Consider the following 16,491-nt stretch of genomic DNA (forward strand, 5'->3'; position numbering starts at 1 on the left):
ATGCGCACCATCCAAAAACTGAACCACGGCTGGATGTTCGCCGAAGGTGCGGCAGACCCCGCCGCGGCGCTGGTGGGCGAGGCAGTCACCCTGCCGCACAATGCGGTGGACCTGCCGCTGAGCTATTTCGATGAGACCTGTTATCAGCGTCCCTTCACCTATCAGCGCGTGATCACGTGGGATGACGCATGGGCGGGCCGCCGGGTGCAGCTGCGGTTCGATGGCGCAATGGCCGACAATGTGGTCTGGGTGAACGGCGTGCAGGTGGTGGCCCATCCCGACGGCTATACGCCTTTCGTGGCGGACCTGACCGACCACCTGCGCCCCGGCGACAACCTGGTCACGGTGCGGATCGACGGGTCGGAAAACCCCGCCATCCCACCCTTCGGCGCGCAGATCGACTATCTGACTTATGCGGGGATCTATCGCGATGTCTGGCTGATGATGCTGCCGGAACGGCACCTGACCAACGCCCGCATCCTGACGCCCGATGCGCTGTCCGACACCAAGACCGTCGTGATCCGGCCCGAGGTCACCGCCCCCGGCCCGGTCCGGGCCCGCCTGCTGGACGGGGACAGGGAGATCGCCGCGACCGAGGGGGAGGGGGAACTGATCCTGCCGGGCCTGAGTGGTCTTTCGCTGTGGTCGCCCGAGAACCCGCAGCTGTACACGGTCGAGCTGACCCTTCCCGACAGCGGCGACGTGACCACCCACCGCTTCGGCTTTCGCACCGCAGAATGGACGCCGCAGGGGTTCCTGCTGAACGGCCAGCCGATGAAGCTGCGCGGGCTGAACCGGCACCAGAGCTGGCCTCATCAGGGCTATGCCGCGGGCCGCCATGCGCAGGAACGCGACGCCGAGATCCTGCGGTTCGATCTGGGCTGCAACATGGTGCGCACGTCGCACTACCCGCAGAGCACGTGGTTCCTGGACCGCTGCGACGAAATCGGGCTGCTGGTGTTCGAGGAGATCCCCGGCTGGCAGCATATCGGCGACGCCGCCTGGCAGGATCGCAGCGTGGACAACGTCCGCGCGATGATCACCCGCGACTGGAACCACCCCAGCATCGTGATCTGGGGCGTGCGCATCAACGAAAGCCCGGACAGCCACAATTTCTATGTCCGCACCAATGCGCTGGCGCGCGAGCTGGACCCCACGCGGGCCACGGGCGGCGTGCGCTGCATCACCGACAGCGAGATGCTGGAGGACGTCTATACGATGAACGATTTCATCCTGGACGAATCCGAATTGCCGCTGATCAACCGGCCGCGCACCGCCCTGCGCGCGCCCTCCGAGGTGACGGGGATCAAGAAACCGGTGCCCTATCTGGTGACCGAATATAACGGCCACATGTTCCCGACCAAGGCGCAGGACCCTGAGCTGCGCCAGATGGAGCATGTGATCCGCCACCTTGAGGTGCTGAACGCAGCCCATGGCGATCCGGCCATATCGGGCTGCATCGGCTGGTGCATGTTCGATTACAACACGCACAAGGATTTCGGCGCGGGCGACCGCATCTGCCATCACGGCGTCATGGACATCTGGCGAGAGCCGAAGTTCGCGGCCCATGCCTATGGCAGCCAGAAGCCGCCCTCCGAAGGCATCGTCATGGAGCCGGTGACCTTCTGGGCGCGCGGCGAACGCAACATCGGCGGCGTCCTGCCCCTGATCGTGCTGACAAATTGCGACGAGGTCGAGTTCGAATGCGCGGGCGTCACCCGCCGCGTCGGGCCCGACCGTGAACGGTTCCCACATCTGCCGCACCCGCCAGTCATCATCGACCACCGTCATATCAGTGCCGAGGAACTGGGTCGGTGGGGCATGAGCTGGCATCCCGGCCGCATCACCGGCTGGCTGAACGGGGAACAGGTCGCGGTGCGCGACTATGTCGCCGATCCGCTGCCCACCACGCTGCAGATCGCGCCGGACCGCGACAGGCTGCCGATGGACGCGGATATCGACCTGCGGGTGATGCTGCGCGCGCTGGATCAGGTGGGGAACCGGCTGCCCTTCCTGGACGCCGGGATCGCCGTGACCATTGACGGCCCCGCGCGCTTGATCGGGCCGGACCTGCGGATGCTGCAGGGGGGAACCACGGGGATGTGGCTGCGCCTGACGGGCGATGCGGGCACGATACGCATCACCGCCCGCCATCCGCAGTTTCCAGTAGCCACGCGCGAAATCATGGTGGGTTGACCCAAGACCAACCTGACGTGCCGGTTCTTTGTGACACGCAAGGCGCCGGCGCGCTACAAGTCCCGCGCGCTCAGGTTTTGGAGAGCGACCGCTCAACCCGCCGATATGCCGCCTGCAATTCCTTTGCGAACTCTCCGGGCGCAAACTCCCGTAGCCCTGAATGCGCGGCGCAGAGCCACCGGAGCTGGCTGCAGCGTTGCGCCAAGGCATGCAGCCACTCCCGGAACTGCTCATGCGCGCCTGCATCGGTCAGCATGGCCTTGGGCAAAGAGGGGTGCAGGAAGACGCGCGGGCGGGGAAAGAAGGGCCGCAAAAGGCGCGGCACCGGCAGCAGGTTGATCGTGTCATCGACATGCAGGCTGCGGCTTGCAGGGTGCCAAGCCAGCAGAGAACCCGCGTGGACGCGCTCATTGCCGCTGATGTAGTCGATTCCCGCCGGCAGGGTGAACTCCAGGTCCGGTGCGAAGATGGCCGCCACCGCGTCGCTTTCGACAGGTTCGGGCTGCCATGAGAGGTTCGGGTATTTCGCCCAGTGACGTTGCGAACCATACAGCCTCGCCGCAGGGAAATCGGCAGCAGTGGTGGCGCAATGCAGCGTGTGGAACGGGTGCAGGTTCAGGATCGCGTCCACCGACCGACCATCGTCTGTCAGCGCCATCACCTGGTCTCGCAATGCGCCCCGCAACGGGTAGCTGTCCAGCATGACGAAGCGGCCGGTGGTCAACCGCACCAGTGCCGCTTGGGTGCCGACATTCAGCACCCCGCCGATCTTCAGGTCGCCGCGGATGGTCCAAAACCCCGCGCCCAGATCCCGGATGCTTTCACTCATCGCGGTGTCCCTTCGCAGCCATCACGCACCGGGAGGCAAACCGCTGTCGCGGCTTTGCGGTTCGGGTTGGCTTACCTGGCGGCAGATCAGGCGCAGGGCAGCCTTCATCCCTTCCTCCAGGGTCGGGTGATAGAATGGCATCTCCAGCAGTTGCGGCGCGGTTGTTCCGGACTGGACGGCAAAGGCCAGCAGATGCGCCATGTGCTCGGCCCCTGGGCAGCAGAGATCACCACCGATCAGCCTGCCTTGGGGATCGGCATAGAGCGTCATTCCCCCCTCGGCGCGTGCATCGACGCGGGCGCGGCCCTGGTCCGAATAATCCGAATGGCCCGTGATTGTCCCATCACCCGGCCCGCTTCCGACGGTGGCCACCGGGGGATCGGTGAAGGTCAGGGTGAAGGCAGCACTGCGCTGCTGTGGCGTGACCTGCGGGAATGATGCGGCATTGGCGCCGGCAATGGCCCCTTCGGTCGAGGCCTCGTGCAGCAGCGGAACATCCGCATCGGCATCTCCGGCCAAGAAAACGGGCGCGGCGCCGCACTGCATCGTCTGCTTGTTGAACAGGGGCGTGCCATTGTCGTCCAGTGACAGCCCGGTAGCCTGGAGGTCGAGACCGGCAAGGTTTGGCGGACGCCCGGTCGCGACGAGCACATGGCTGAAGATGGCCTCTCCCGGATCGTCGCCCTGCCAGCGGATGCAGATGCCGTCCGCGACCTTGCTGGCCTCGGTCTCACAACCGAGGCGTAGGGTAACATCGCGGCCAACCGCCGCCTTCAAGGCCTCGTTCACCATCCCGCACCTGGCCTTGGCCAATATCCTTGACGTGTCGAAAAGGGTGACGGGGACGCCAAGCCGCCCCATGGCCTGCGCCAGTTCCAATCCGATCGGGCCGCCACCGATCACACCCAGACTTGCGGGAAGATCCTCAAGGTCGAATACTGTCTCATGCGTCAGGACGCGCGGCCCCAAGTCGCGGAAGGCGGGGGGGATCATCGGGGTGGCGCCGGTCGCGATGACCACTGCACCCGCCGTGATCCGGCGCCCGTCGTCCAGCGCCAGCTCTGTCTGTGACAAGAAACGCGCCCGACCGGTCACGGCCGTTCCCTCGGGCAGGTCGTCGAAGGTCTCCTTGGTGAACGACACGAAGCGGTCGCGCTCGTCCCTGACACGCTTCATGACCGCTGGACCGTCGATCTGGACGCCCTCTGGAAGAACGCCGAAGAGAGGTGCCCGGCGCACGTCATTGGCCGAGCGCGCCGCGGCGATCAGCAGCTTGGAGGGCATGCAGCCGGTATTGGCGCAGAGGGTGCCGCGGAATTCCGGATCTATCAGCAGGGTCTTGGCGCCTGCCTTACGGGCGGCACGTTCTGCGGCGATGCCAGCTGTGCCGGCACCGATGACCACCACGTCGCAGGTCAAATCGGTGGCAGCCAACTTTTTTAGGGTGCTCATGGCGTTATCAGCCACGCGAAGTGGAGCATTTGGAACGAGAGAGTTAGCATCTGAGCTTCCCATTGCGCGGCGAGGTGTCAACAACGGCAGCAGCCGAACGTTCCCATTTGGATCATCACGCGAACGTGATTGCAGGTCTGGGCGAAGCTGAAGCCTGAGTCGTCGGAAGCCGGACAGCCTGTATTATAGAATGTCCATGTCTTAGAAATAGTGCATAACTATGATTATTCATGAATAGCGGTTGGCGGGTAGCTCAGCCCCAGCACCGCTCCAACCACGCTTTCTCAAGAGCAACTGCGCGACCCATGCCCTAGGCACAACGCAGCGCATCTCTACTGTCTAGCTTCCAACGCTAGCCAAGGTCTTGAAGGCCAACCTGCTCGGCCGAGAACACAGAACGCAGAAACTTTCCCGGCAACCACTGCCGCATGTGGGCTAGAAGGTCTGGTTGGCGCAGTATGGCGGAACGCGATTACCCGGCGCTGTCGATCGGTCAGCAGTGCGCGCTACTGTCGATCCTACGACCTTCGTTCTACCGCGCACCGCAAGGTCAAGCGGAGCAGAACCTTGCGTTCGCCATAGATCGGAGGATCCAATGGACGCAGCCGTTCACCGTTTGCCGCCGCTTAAACGCGAGGAGCCCAAGGCTGCCGGTCACGGCCCTGCGGCATATTCAGTTGCAGCTGATTTGAAGGAGTCATAACTGCTGCCAAGGATCATCAAGCGCGGTACTGCAGCTTCTTCAACCGCGGTGTCAAAGACTGGATGATTGGGCCTGTCGCAGAGTGTCAACTACCAAAATTAAGGCTTGCACGGTCCTATGCTTCTATTAAACATGAAATATGGAAAAGAATCGTACTTTGGACGCGTTGTCTGCACTCGCACATGACATCCGGCTGGACGTGTTTCGCCTGCTGGTGAAGGCCGGTTCGCCGGGCATGGCGGCCGGCGAGATTGCGGCAGGCTTGGATATCCGGCCAAACACGCTCTCGAACAACCTGACGATCCTGACCGCGGCAGGTCTGGTCTGGTCGGTCCGTGAAGGCCGCTCGATCCGCTACTTTGCGCGGATGGAGACGATGCGGGACCTGCTGGGCTTCCTCATGGAGGACTGCTGCGGTGGGCGGCCCGAGTTGTGCCAGCCGGTTCTAGACCAAATCGCCTGCAACTGCTGATTCCAGGCCCGACCCCTTACACATAGGCCCGATGCGATGACTGACATGACACAGCCCCGATCCAGTCCCTTGGGAGCGTTCGAGCGCTGGCTGACCCTCTGGGTCGGGCTTGCCATGATGGCGGGTCTTGCCCTGGGGGTAATGGCCCCCGGTCTGGTGCAGGCCATTGCCGGGGCCGAAGTGGCCTCGATCAACCTGGTCGTTGCCATGCTGATCTGGGCGATGGTCTACCCGATGATGGTCAGCGTCGACTTCGGCGCCGTCGCTGGTGTCGCGCGACAGCCCAAGGGGCTGCTGATCACGCTGGCGGTCAACTGGCTCATCAAGCCCTTCACCATGGCGCTGCTGGCGGTCCTGTTCTTCGATCATGTCTTTGCCCCTTGGATTGCGCCGGACGATGCGCAGCAATACATCGCTGGCCTGATCCTGCTGGGCGCCGCGCCCTGCACCGCGATGGTCTTTGTCTGGTCGCAGCTGACACGGGGGGACCCGACCTACACGCTGGTGCAGGTCTCGGTGAACGACATCATCATGGTCGTCGCCTTCGCGCCCATCGTCGCGCTGCTGCTGGGCGTGACCGAGATCGTGGTGCCGTGGCAGACGCTGGTGCTGGCAACGGTCCTCTATGTCGTACTGCCGCTGGCGGCGGGGCTGCTGACGCGCCGCGCGCTTGGCAGCCCTGCACGGATCGAAGCCTTCGCGACACGGGTGAAGCCTTGGTCGATCATGGGGCTGGTCGTTACGGTCGCGATCCTCTTCGGGCTGCAGGGGCAGACGATCCTGGACCGGCCCGCCATCATCGCGTTGATCGCGGTGCCGATCCTGATCCAAAGCTACCTGATCTTTGCTCTTGGCTACGGCGCCGCCTATCTCATGCGCGTGCCGCACCGGATCGCCGCCCCTTGCGCCATGATCGGCACGTCGAACTTCTTCGAACTGGCGGTGGCCGTCGCAATCAGCCTCTTCGGCCTCAACTCCGGCGCGGCGCTGGCGACGGTCGTGGGGGTTTTGGTCGAGGTGCCGGTGATGCTGTCCCTTGTGGCCTTCGCCAACCGCACACGCGCCCGCTTTCCGGAGACCCCTGCATGATCGTCATTCACCACAACCCCGCCTGCGGCACATCACGCAATGTGCTGGAGATCATCCGCGCTTCGGGCGCCAAGCCTGTGGTGATCGACTACCTGTCCGAGGGCTGGACGCGCCCGCAGTTGCTGGCCTTGCTGGCGGCGGGCGATCTGACACCGCGCCAGGCGCTGCGAACTTCGAAATCACCCGCCGCTGAGCTGGGGCTGCTGGAGGCCGGCGTCACGGACGCCCAAATCCTGGACGCGATGCTGGCCCATCCCGTTCTGGTCAACCGCCCTATCGTCGTATCGCCGAAGGGCGTGCGTCTTTGCCGACCGTCCGAGGCCGTGCTGCCGCTGCTGGACAGCCTGCCACCCGGACCCCTTTACAAGGAGGACGGGCAGATGATCCTCAACGAGAAGGGCCAGATCATTGACTGACCTGCCGAACATCAAGGCCGCTTGTTTCGAGGCCATCGACCCTGAGCGCCTGTTCCCGGCCAAGCGCAGCACCCACCCGCCGCGCATCCTGTTGCTCTACGGCTCGCTGCGCGAGCGCAGCTTTTCGCGCTTCACTACAGAAGAGGCCGCGCGCCTCCTCACGGCCCTGGGGGCCGAGCCGCGCATCTTCGACCCGCGCGGGCTGCCCCTTGCCGACGCGACCGAGGCTGACCACCCCAAGGTCGCCGAGTTGCGCGATCTGGTCGGCTGGTGCGAAGGCATGGTCTGGTGCTCGCCCGAGCGCCACGGCGCGATGTCGGGCGTGATGAAGACGCAGATCGACTGGATCCCGCTGTCCCTGGGCGGCGTACGCCCCACGCAGGGCAAGACGCTGGCGGTAATGCAGGTTTGCGGCGGCAGCCAGAGCTTCAACACGGTCAACCAGCTGCGCATCCTCGGCCGCTGGATGCGGCTCCTGACGATTCCGAACCAGTCTTCCGTTGCCAAGGCATGGGACGAGTTCGACGCGGAGGGCCGCATGAAGCCTTCGCCCTACTATGACCGGATCGTGGACGTGATGGAGGAGCTGGTGCGCTTCACTCTTCTGACCCGCGACACGAAGGATCACCTTGTGGACCGTTACTCCGAGCGCGTGGAAAGCCACGCCGCGCTGTCTGAGCGTGTGAACCAAGCAAAAGCCGTGTGAGGTCATAAGGGATGAGCAACCCACCTGCCGCAAAGGCTTGCAAGGGCGGGCGACGCAGCGGTTTCCCCTATCCTCAGGCTGCATCTATATAGCCTGTAGTGGCAGGAGCGGCCGAGGGTTGGCTCACCGCTCCGCTCGGTGGACTCTTACGTTGCACGGCAGGCGCCAAAACTCTGGGGCGAAAATTGGCGGCACATGCCGCTGCGGTTGCCAGCACCAAGACTAACTTGTCCTTGCCGCAAGGCAACGGGAGCTCATGAGGAGGGTCACGCGTCAACGCCCACCCCGCACCGAAGGAGTTCTGTCGGCTTTCAGTACAACTTGGCACCCGCCTATGACGCTGCCCGCACAACAGTCTGTCGTGCAGGCGCAGTTTCTTCCGAAATCAGCTGCGTCAGCGGCCCCGCGGCACGTTTCTGTTACTGCCGCTCCATCCCGCGACCCCTCGCCACCTGGGCATGCTGAACCACGGTCCATTCCTCAGGTTCGATCCGGCGATAGACCGAAGTGCAGGCGGCTTCAAAGACCGTCTCGCCCTTCTCCGCCTTCACTTCATAACCGACAACAATCAGCCCTTCCTGAGGGCGAGAGACGTGCTGGTTCGAGAACGCGACCTTGTCCCAATCCGGCGTCCCGGTGACGGCTTCGACGGCAGCTTCGCCCTGAAAGAGAAACGGGGCGTGGCTCAGTGCCATGACACATTCCGGATCGACCCGCTCGTGATAGCGATCCTCGGATGCTTGCCAAAGGCTTTCCTCGAAGTTCCAGACCCGCTCGTCATCCATTCCGCATCCTCCAATGTACAACTGTGACAACCTCAAGGAACCGCCTCGGTTCCCCCCACCGCGAGTGGCAACGTGTGACGCCATTCCTCAACACTCAGCCGCTCGGTCACTGGCCAGGAAGAAATAGATCAAAATTCACGCGGCCTCACCCGGACCCCGCCCGAACCGCTGTTCAGCCCACCCGCCAGAGACGCGCGTAAAGGTCGAACCCGGATGCGTCGGGTGCCGGGCCATTCGTCGGAGCAGAACACCATTCATGCAACCCTCTTGCGCCGGGAACCTGTGGAGGATGCCTCTAAAGCCCGGTCCCCCGCCCGCCACCACGTTGCCTGCGCAAGACAATCCTCTCGTCGAAATCGTGGCAACCATGCTGAACCTTGAACGGTTTTGACGCCAGCTTAACGGCACCTTCCGTGGCTTGGCGCTCTCTTGTTCCGACCTACCCAAGGCAGCGTCAGTCCAGCTGCATGACCCGGGCCACTGCCAACTCGCTGGCAGAGGCTAGAAGACATGCGCCGCTCTACAGCTTTCCGGCCCCTGCCCCGTGATCGGCCGCCACGGCAAAACCCGGAACGAAGGCCTGCAAAAGAACGGTGTCGATCCGACCATTGCGCAGGTTTATTTCGATCCACCGAACCAACGGCCCGATGGCTGCGACTTGCGGGTCGATCGGTCGCGGATGGGGCCAAGCCTGCAGCGCCTCCGTTGCGGCGGCCTGCACCAAGGCTGACTGCTTGCGGGCCGTCGTGACCGCGGACAGCAGGCGCAAGGTCGAACGCATCCGTCTGGAGAATGCCTTGTGATCGCGTGTCTGGCGCCACACCGACAGGCTTTTGGCGCGGGTCCGTTCGCGCAGGATCTGCACGAAGATTTCGGCGACCGAACTGTCGGCAAGGGTCCTGGGCCTCACGAAGGGGATGACCCGGTTGCCGTATTCCTCCTCCATCAGCAGGCGGAACCTGACCGCCTTCTGCTTGTGATTGAAGCCGCCGCTCTGGGTGCGGGCCGCGATGTCGGCGGACACTTCCTTTGCCGCCAGCGCGCCGCTCGCGATGCCCTCACGGATGATCTGGTCGGCCAGCGGCGTGCGCGTGACGATGACGCTGTTTCCCATGCCGTCCTGCTTGTATTCCGGCAGCCAGGCATCGCCGAGCGAGATGTCCGCCAGCTCCGTCATGACATCGGTGCAGAAATCGCAGGCGCGGGACTTGAACAGCCCGGTCCCCCACATGTCCCCCAGCTTCTGCATCCGGACACGGTGTTCCTGTCCGTCGGCGATCTCCGTGGCCGCAAAGGAATAGTCACTGGACAGCCGCTCCGGGGATTTGACCCGGTATTCCGGATCCCGGTACACCCCTTCGATCCCGGCGCTTTTGGCCAGGAAATCGGTGTAGAACCGGCTTTTCAGGCCGCCGCAGATGATCCCGGACAGAAACGGGATCTTGTCGCGAAGCTGCGGATGATAATGCTGCTTGAGCCTGATCGCCTTGATGAAGCAGGCCACGCCAGATATGGCAACTCTTCCCTGCACTGCCTCGATGGCCGAAAAGAGCTGGTCCAGCGAAACGGGAAAATATCGGGTCTTGGACGTGGTCTCGATCTCATCGTCCCTGCCGAACAGCTGATAGGCATATTCCCCGTCCCCCGCCTTGCGCACGACAAAGAGCCAGTCGGCATGGCCCTGCCGCAGGAGCTGGTCGAAGACATAGGTGGCGATGCCGCCCGACGACGAGGTCGGCCGGAAACCCGTGCTGTAACCGACATAGGTGCCCAGGAACCGGCCCAAGCGCGGGTCAGACTTCCCGGTGTCGCGCAGGAACGTCCCGGCCAGCGCATCCTCGTCCTCCACGGCCTTTTCAGGCGCCGCATTGAAGGGACAGACGCGAACGGCATGCGCGGGAACGGGACCGGAAACCGCACGGGGCTCAAGAAATCCATCCGTGGTCCAGACCATCTTCAGGGCCCCCTGCGCTTCGGACACGCAAAGGCCGCACCCGGTGCAGTGGACGTTCAGCGGATGGCTGTCTGCACCGGGTGCGGCCTTCCGGGCAGCCAGATCCAGCGTGGCGGATGCCGGCGCCGGCGCCTTTTTGACTTCGCAGCCGGCTTCGGCAGCACCAACCGTTCCATGCCGGTCATGCACTCCGGCCAAGGCCTTTGTCAGGAACCGCAGGGATCGCGTGCGCAACGCCTTGACGCGCCGGTTGACCCCACGCCAGTCGACCGGTGCCAGGAGCCTCTGCAGGTCGACCTCCTCAGCGCCGGTGACGATCCGGTGCTGCAGCCCCACCGCCCCAAGCAGGGACTGGAACCGCGCCAGCCCTCTTTCGGCATTCCCGTAGGCCAGGAAGGGCTTGTTGAAGATGATCGAAAAGGCAACCCCGTGGAATGAATCGGTGACCACGAAGGCCGCGTTGCGGAACGAGCCCAGCCACCTCTCGACCGTCTGGTCGCCCCCCTTCGCCTTCAACGGATCGGCCGAGGCGAAGGGCTGCCCGCTGGCCGTTCGCGGCTCGACGCCAAGCGCCGCGGCCAGCCGCGAGACGACCTCCTGCTTGTCGGGCGTCGCGTCCAGGACATAGGTCAGCAGATGACCGCCCGGCGCCTGACGCTGCTTCTCGGACAACAGGGCGGCATAATCATCCTGGGACAACAGCAGGGTCGGGTCCAGGACATGTTCGGCCTCGACCCCGAACATGTCGCGGCAGAGAGTCACTGCGCTGTCCTCACGAACAGAGACCGCGTCGAAATCCTTCAGCAAGGATGCCGCAAGAGCCTTGTCCGTGGGGCCGTATTCATCCCGGTCGCTGCCAAAGGACGCCGCATAGGAGATGCGCCGCGTGGGACGGGTGCTTCCGTTCAGAAATTCCAGGAAGAAGTCCGGCAGGATGCCCCGGGCATATTTGGGACGCCAGACCTGGTCGCTGCCGACGATGACCGCGTCCAGGTCATAGCGGTCAACCTGCGCCGCCAAGGCCGCGCTGGAGGGAAACTCGCGCGAGATGGGGGTCACGTGCCGCTCCACGAAGAGGCGGTTCTGCACGTTTTTCCCCAGACCGATCCTGTCGGAATAGAGCGCGGCCTCGGCCTCCGGCGCCGCGGACGGTTCCTTGGCGCCGTGACGCCTGTTCAGAAGGACCGGGCGATGGCCGAGGTTGCGCAGGGTCTGCATCAGCGCAAAGGCTTGGAGATTTCCGCCATAATTGCGGTTCATGGGCAGCGTCAGGATGCCGATCTGCAGGGATCGCACTCCGCGGTCGGCCAGCGGTTCACCCGCATCCCCTCGCCCGCCCTGCGGCGGCGTCGCGGGGCTCTCAGCTGCGGGCTTCGTCTTCTGCCGCTTCCCCTTCTTTCGTGCCTTTTGATCATCCGGAACATCAAGCGCCAATGCCCCTCGCAGCAGGTCGGCCGCCAGGGGACCGGAGGGACCCCGCCCCTCGATGTCGCGGAGGGCGCTCGCCACCTCGTCCGGCCGGTCCAGATTGAGGACGACCGCCTGCGGATGATCCTGCAGATAGCGCCGGATGCGAAGCCGCGGGTTCTCCAGCTGCCCCGCCCGGATCAGGGCGGCAACCTCGGCCGCCGTCTCGGCTCCGGTCAGGACCTCGCCAGGCGAAGGCAGGCCGCGTTGCGGCCGCAGAAGATGCCTGGCCTTGGATTGTGCGACATGGGCCGGATAGCCGGCAAGCAGGTTCGCGTCGTCGCGTGTCAGGACAACCAGGATCTCATCGTCCAGGGGCCAGCTGTCCTCCGGAAGGGCACGGCGCTGGTTGTGGAACCAGCGCACACCCAGGCAGGCCGTGCGGTCGTTCTTCTGGGCGCGCTTCAGGCCCTCGACCAGGTTGGTGATCGGTCGGCGGCCGAACTTCTGTTCGGGCCAGAACATCACGCCGTTCTTGCGCGTCTGCTTGGACATCCGCCACAAGATCCCGGCCGCGTCCGCAAGGCCCGCATCCGTCAGGCTGAGCAGGGTCGAATGTGGGATGTCACCCTCGATCAGCGTGTCGGTCCGGACCACGGGCGACATCTGCGTCACCAGGTCCCGGGACTGCTGGACATCCTGCGCATCCATCTGCCCGGCCGTGCTCTTCTCCAGGATGGCGCGCAGCTGCTGCACATCCGGCTTGGCAAGGATCTTTGAAAGCCGGTCGACCCGTGCCGTCACGGAGCCGTGGTGCAGGCCTGCCAGGACCGGGTCCGCGAACAGACGTTCGTATTCCTGCCGAAAGCCCTGAACATTGTCGGCGACCACCAGATCGGAAACCTGGTTCTTGTCCGCGCCGCGCCAGTAGTCGATCCCGTGCCGGTTTGAATTCATCAGCCCGTCGCCGCGAAAGATCTTGAGCAGGTATTCGTCCAGGCTCTTGATCATGAAATGCGCCACTTCCGCCAGGTCGCGGTGGATCGTCTGGCGCCCTCCGTTCCAAGTCAGCCCCTCGCGCGCCAGGGGCTGGCCGCCGGCATCGATCCAGACCTGTCCGGCCGTTGCGGCGACCGGCTCTCCCCGCTTCATGACGTTCTTGGGGAAATGGATCGCCAGCCGCAGCTTGTCCCCTGTCCGGAACAGGGTCTTCACCCCCACCTTGGGCAGGTCCAAGGCATCCATCGACTGCGTGAACCGCTCGATCACCGGCCGGTCCTGGAACTCGGTGTTGTGCGACGATCCGAAGATGCGCCATGGGATCACCATCATGTCCGCCGACCGGTCCTGCATGGCCTCCACAAGCACGTCCAGCGTATGGGGCGGCTTCTTGACGACCAAGAACTCGTCGGCATCCAGGACCATGACGAAGTCCGCAGATTTGACCTCTGGCGTCAGGTTGGCGATCTTGAGTGCGCGGGAATGCGGCTTCTGTCCGACCGGAACCTTGTTCTCGTAATAGGCGATCGCGCCCATCTCGTGCAGGCGCAGCAGCATCTCGTGGGTGCCGTCGGTGCAGTCGTTCGCCAGGACGACCAGCCGGTCAAATCCGATCGCCCGGTGATAGGCCACCCATTCGATGATATAGGGCGCTTCGTCCTTCATGGATGTGACGAGGGTCGAGATCGGCATGGAGCTCCTGCTGTTTCATCCCCATGGGACGTCCTGGTCACAACACCCTTCAAAGGCACCCGTCCTTTCAGGTTACAGACGCCCCTGTGGCTCTGCAAGGACACAGCCCCGGCGCATCTGGCGCAACCCCGGCGTGCAGGACGAATTAGCGGCAAAGTTGCACCAGAGCCACGTTCCGCAGCCATGACCGGCCGCCCCGTTTGCAGACGCCGCCGCTCTCGTGCAATGGGAGGACCGACAGGAGGTGGAGAATGGAACTGCTCATATTGGTCGCGGCAGGTCTGGCCTCGGGCATGCTGAACGCCGTGGCGGGGGGCGGCACCTTCATCAGCCTGCCCGCGCTGATCTGGTTGGGCGTGCCGCCTGTCAGCGCGAATGCGACGGCCACCTTCAGCGCCCTGCCCGGCTATCTCACAGGCGCATGGGGATTTCGCCGGGACATGCAGGCCGAAGGGACGCTGTCCTTGCGCGCCATTGTGGCGATCGCCTCCATCGGCAGCCTGATCGGTGCCCTGTTGCTGATCGTGACGCCTGGGGAAGCGTTCATGGCGATCGTCCCCTGGCTCTTGCTGCTGGCGACCACGCTCTTTGCCTTCGGCCCGCGTATCCTGGCCGCGATACGCAACCGCGGCGGCGGCCCGGCGGGCGCGGGCCTGTCGGGAACGGCGATCCTGGCGGTGGCGATCTATGGCGGCTATTTCAACGGCGGCCTGGGGATCATGCTGCTGGCCGCTTTCGGGATGATCGGCTATGTCAACCTGCATGGCATGAACGGGCTGAAGAACGTCCTGTCGGCGCTGCTGTCGATGATCTCCTCGATCACCTTCATCCTGGCCGGCCTGATCTCGTGGGAACATGCGGTGGCGCTGTCGCTCAGCGCGGCGCTTGGCGGATACCTCGGTGCGACCTTCAGCCGCCGGATCACCCGCCTCGACCTGCTGCGCCTGTTCATCACGGCCGTCGGGGCGGCGATGACCGTTGCCTTCTTCCTGCGATAGACGAAGGCGCCCCAACCCCGTGGCACGGCGCTTCGCCCACGCAAGCGTGACTGCCCAGGTGCGCGGGCTGTCCCCATATCGTCCGGATGAAAAGACGCGCCCTCATCCTGACCGCCGCCGCCCTGCCCCTGCTGGCGGCCCCCCGCCTCGCCCGTGCCGGCCTTGCCCCTCTGCTGGCCGAAGCTGGGCAACCGCCGCCCCTCCGCGCCATCGCCATCTGGCGCGCCGACGGTGCGGCGGCGCTTCGGTTTCGGCCAAAGCCTCGCCCGCAACGCCCGGCCTGTTCACCGCCCTTGCTGCATGAAACCGCTCGGTCAAAACCTAATTTCGCTGAGGCGCATTTCGGTCACAAGCTGCCGCGGCAACTCGTTGCCGAAGGAGGGGTTGCGCCGCCGGGGGGTGTCACGCCTGCCCTTAGCAAGCCGACGACAAATTTGGGCCCTTCGGCGGTGAGCACCGCGTCGCAAGCCAGTTCTGCGGCGCAGGTTGTCACATGCCTGCCGGGGCAGCAGAACCCATGTTGGACCTGCATGACAAGGCCCTGATCTGCGGGTCGTCGGCCCCAGCGGTCATCCTACAGTCTTGCACATGGGTGGATTGCCGTCAAAGCGGCCAGATCACATCATGCTGGGCAGCCACAATGATATCTGTGGCACCGCCACCAGGATGACCGGACAGACCAGCATCGCAAGCCAAACGCCATGACACTGCGGAAGATGTCGATCAAAGGCATGTTCCTGGCCACCGATCTCAGGATGAAGACGTTGATCCCCACCGGGGGCGAGATCAGCCCCGTCTCCAGCGTCAGGACCACAGGACCACAGGACCACAGGACCACAGGACCACAGGACCACAGGACCACAGGACCACAGGACCACAGGACCACAGGACCACAGGACCACAGGACCACAGGACCACAGGACCACAAACCAGATCAGGTCGATGCCTAATTGCAAGACCACCGGTATGAAGATCGGCAAGGCCAGGACCAGCATCGCCAGCCCTTCCCACTCAAGTCTGTGGCGCGGTTACCTCAGCAGCGCAAACCTGAGGTGGCCGACACGGTCTGTCGCGGGCCCGCTGAGGCTCGCGGGGCAACCTTTCCCCTGCTAATATCGGATGAAGCCCTTCACGGCCGAACCAGACAACTGCTAGCGGAGAACCGGATGCCCGCAGAACGCACCGACACGGATTTGCAGCCGGTCATCCTGCTGCTGGCAGCAGGTCGGTCGTCCCGTATGCGCGGAGAGGACAAGCTGCTGCGGCCCATTTCCGGCATCCCACAGCTGCGGCGGATTGCGTTGGCGGCGGTCGCGACAGGCTGTCCCGTGATCGCCGCGCTGCCAGTGACGGGCAGCGACCGCAGGGCGGCGCTGGCTGGACTGGACGTGACGCAACTGGGCGTTCCGGATCGCGACGAAGGCATTGCCGCCTCGCTGCGCGCGGGGGCGGCGCTGGCGGCAGGCCGGGCGCTAATGGTGGTCCAGGCCGACATGCCGGAACTGACGGCGGCGGATATGACACGAATCTGCCACCAACATTGTCGCATACCCAAGGCGCTGTTGCGCGCAGAGAGCGACGGCCTACCCGGTAACCCGGTTCTGTTCCCCGCCGATCTTGTCCCGGCGCTGTTGTCGCTGACAGGCGATGTCGGCGCACGCGAGGTCGTCGCAACCTACCGGCATAGGGTCGTTCTGGTGCCGCTCCCGCCGCGCCATGCGACTCTGGACCTGGACACGCCGGAGGAGTGGGCGGCATGGGAGGCCCAGTACCGGGCCGAGGGACTGTAGAT

The 16,491-nt window shown here is 64.6% G+C and carries 12 protein-coding genes; 7 read left to right on the forward strand and 5 right to left on the reverse strand.

Annotation, left to right across the window (positions count from 1 at the left end):
• Positions 1–2,196: a glycoside hydrolase family 2 protein gene (locus tag ACNR9W_RS16465; RefSeq protein ID WP_419269687.1), complete on the forward strand. Its 2,196-nt coding sequence runs from the start codon at positions 1–3 to the stop codon at positions 2,194–2,196.
• A 70-nt stretch (positions 2,197–2,266) separates the two neighbouring features.
• On the opposite strand, the gene ACNR9W_RS16470 is transcribed toward ACNR9W_RS16465, so the two are convergent.
• Both ACNR9W_RS16470 and ACNR9W_RS16475 read right to left on the reverse strand, forming a co-directional pair.
• Positions 2,267–3,025: a hypothetical protein gene (locus ACNR9W_RS16470; RefSeq protein WP_419269685.1), complete on the reverse strand. Its 759-nt coding sequence runs from the start codon at positions 3,023–3,025 to the stop codon at positions 2,267–2,269.
• 21 nt (positions 3,026–3,046) lie between these two features.
• Positions 3,047–4,477, reverse strand: coding sequence for a dihydrolipoyl dehydrogenase (locus ACNR9W_RS16475; protein WP_419269684.1), 1,431 nt, complete (start codon positions 4,475–4,477; stop codon positions 3,047–3,049).
• A gap of 842 nt (positions 4,478–5,319) precedes the next feature.
• Here ACNR9W_RS16475 and ACNR9W_RS16480 point away from each other — a divergent pair.
• The 4 genes from ACNR9W_RS16480 to arsH are packed head-to-tail and all read left to right on the forward strand — an operon-like array spanning position 5,320 to position 7,863.
• The gene (locus ACNR9W_RS16480) at positions 5,320–5,652 is read left to right on the forward strand and encodes an ArsR/SmtB family transcription factor (RefSeq protein ID WP_419269682.1); all 333 of its coding nucleotides are present in this window, start codon (positions 5,320–5,322) and stop codon (positions 5,650–5,652) included.
• A gap of 36 nt (positions 5,653–5,688) precedes the next feature.
• On the forward strand, positions 5,689–6,741 hold the full coding sequence (gene arsB / locus ACNR9W_RS16485; protein WP_419269680.1) for an ACR3 family arsenite efflux transporter: 1,053 nt from the start codon (positions 5,689–5,691) through the stop codon (positions 6,739–6,741).
• Positions 6,738–7,157, forward strand: coding sequence for an arsenate reductase family protein (locus tag ACNR9W_RS16490; protein ID WP_419269678.1), 420 nt, complete (start codon positions 6,738–6,740; stop codon positions 7,155–7,157). The genes arsB and ACNR9W_RS16490 overlap by 4 nt, the downstream gene beginning before the upstream one ends.
• Complete coding sequence (gene arsH, locus ACNR9W_RS16495) at positions 7,150–7,863, forward strand: arsenical resistance protein ArsH (protein ID WP_419269676.1); 714 nt, start codon at positions 7,150–7,152, stop codon at positions 7,861–7,863. Before ACNR9W_RS16490 ends, arsH begins: the two co-directional genes overlap by 8 nt.
• Positions 7,864–8,282: 419 nt before the next feature.
• Here arsH and ACNR9W_RS16500 read toward each other — a convergent pair whose 3' ends face one another.
• The gene (locus ACNR9W_RS16500) at positions 8,283–8,648 is read right to left on the reverse strand and encodes a hypothetical protein (protein WP_419269674.1); all 366 of its coding nucleotides are present in this window, start codon (positions 8,646–8,648) and stop codon (positions 8,283–8,285) included.
• A 520-nt stretch (positions 8,649–9,168) separates the two neighbouring features.
• A complete protein-coding gene (locus ACNR9W_RS16505; RefSeq protein WP_419269672.1) occupies positions 9,169–13,701 on the reverse strand; it encodes a polysaccharide pyruvyl transferase family protein in 4,533 nt (1,510 codons plus the stop codon).
• A 251-nt stretch (positions 13,702–13,952) separates the two neighbouring features.
• Between ACNR9W_RS16505 and ACNR9W_RS16510 the strand changes: the two genes are divergently transcribed.
• Positions 13,953–14,699 (forward strand): sulfite exporter TauE/SafE family protein, encoded by a 747-nt coding sequence (locus ACNR9W_RS16510; protein WP_419269670.1) that lies wholly within the window; start codon positions 13,953–13,955, stop codon positions 14,697–14,699.
• Between the two features lie 622 nt (positions 14,700–15,321).
• On the opposite strand, the gene ACNR9W_RS16515 is transcribed toward ACNR9W_RS16510, so the two are convergent.
• Complete coding sequence (locus tag ACNR9W_RS16515) at positions 15,322–15,609, reverse strand: TRAP transporter large permease subunit (protein ID WP_458478816.1); 288 nt, start codon at positions 15,607–15,609, stop codon at positions 15,322–15,324.
• A gap of 256 nt (positions 15,610–15,865) precedes the next feature.
• Between ACNR9W_RS16515 and ACNR9W_RS16520 the strand changes: the two genes are divergently transcribed.
• Entirely contained in the window at positions 15,866–16,489 is a 624-nt protein-coding gene (locus ACNR9W_RS16520; protein ID WP_419269668.1) for a nucleotidyltransferase family protein, read from the forward strand.
• Positions 16,490–16,491 lie beyond the last annotated feature (2 nt).

This window comes from Paracoccus sp. T5, from assembly GCF_048538155.2.
In the GTDB taxonomy this organism is placed as follows: domain Bacteria; phylum Pseudomonadota; class Alphaproteobacteria; order Rhodobacterales; family Rhodobacteraceae; genus Paracoccus.

What these genes read in the sequence shown, in the direction of transcription:
- ACNR9W_RS16480 (WP_419269682.1), top strand. Translation starts at nt 5,320, where the DNA reads ATGGAAAAGAATCGTACTTTGGACGCGTTGTCTGCACTCGCACATGAC.
- ACNR9W_RS16470 (WP_419269685.1), bottom strand. Translation starts at nt 3,025, where the DNA reads ATGAGTGAAAGCATCCGGGATCTGGGCGCGGGGTTTTGGACCATCCGC.
- ACNR9W_RS16510 (WP_419269670.1), top strand. Translation starts at nt 13,953, where the DNA reads ATGGAACTGCTCATATTGGTCGCGGCAGGTCTGGCCTCGGGCATGCTG.
- ACNR9W_RS16475 (WP_419269684.1), bottom strand. Translation starts at nt 4,477, where the DNA reads ATGAGCACCCTAAAAAAGTTGGCTGCCACCGATTTGACCTGCGACGTG.
- ACNR9W_RS16505 (WP_419269672.1), bottom strand. Translation starts at nt 13,701, where the DNA reads ATGCCGATCTCGACCCTCGTCACATCCATGAAGGACGAAGCGCCCTAT.
- ACNR9W_RS16500 (WP_419269674.1), bottom strand. Translation starts at nt 8,648, where the DNA reads ATGGATGACGAGCGGGTCTGGAACTTCGAGGAAAGCCTTTGGCAAGCA.
- ACNR9W_RS16490 (WP_419269678.1), top strand. Translation starts at nt 6,738, where the DNA reads ATGATCGTCATTCACCACAACCCCGCCTGCGGCACATCACGCAATGTG.
- arsB (WP_419269680.1), top strand. Translation starts at nt 5,689, where the DNA reads ATGACTGACATGACACAGCCCCGATCCAGTCCCTTGGGAGCGTTCGAG.
- ACNR9W_RS16465 (WP_419269687.1), top strand. Translation starts at nt 1, where the DNA reads ATGCGCACCATCCAAAAACTGAACCACGGCTGGATGTTCGCCGAAGGT.
- ACNR9W_RS16520 (WP_419269668.1), top strand. Translation starts at nt 15,866, where the DNA reads ATGCCCGCAGAACGCACCGACACGGATTTGCAGCCGGTCATCCTGCTG.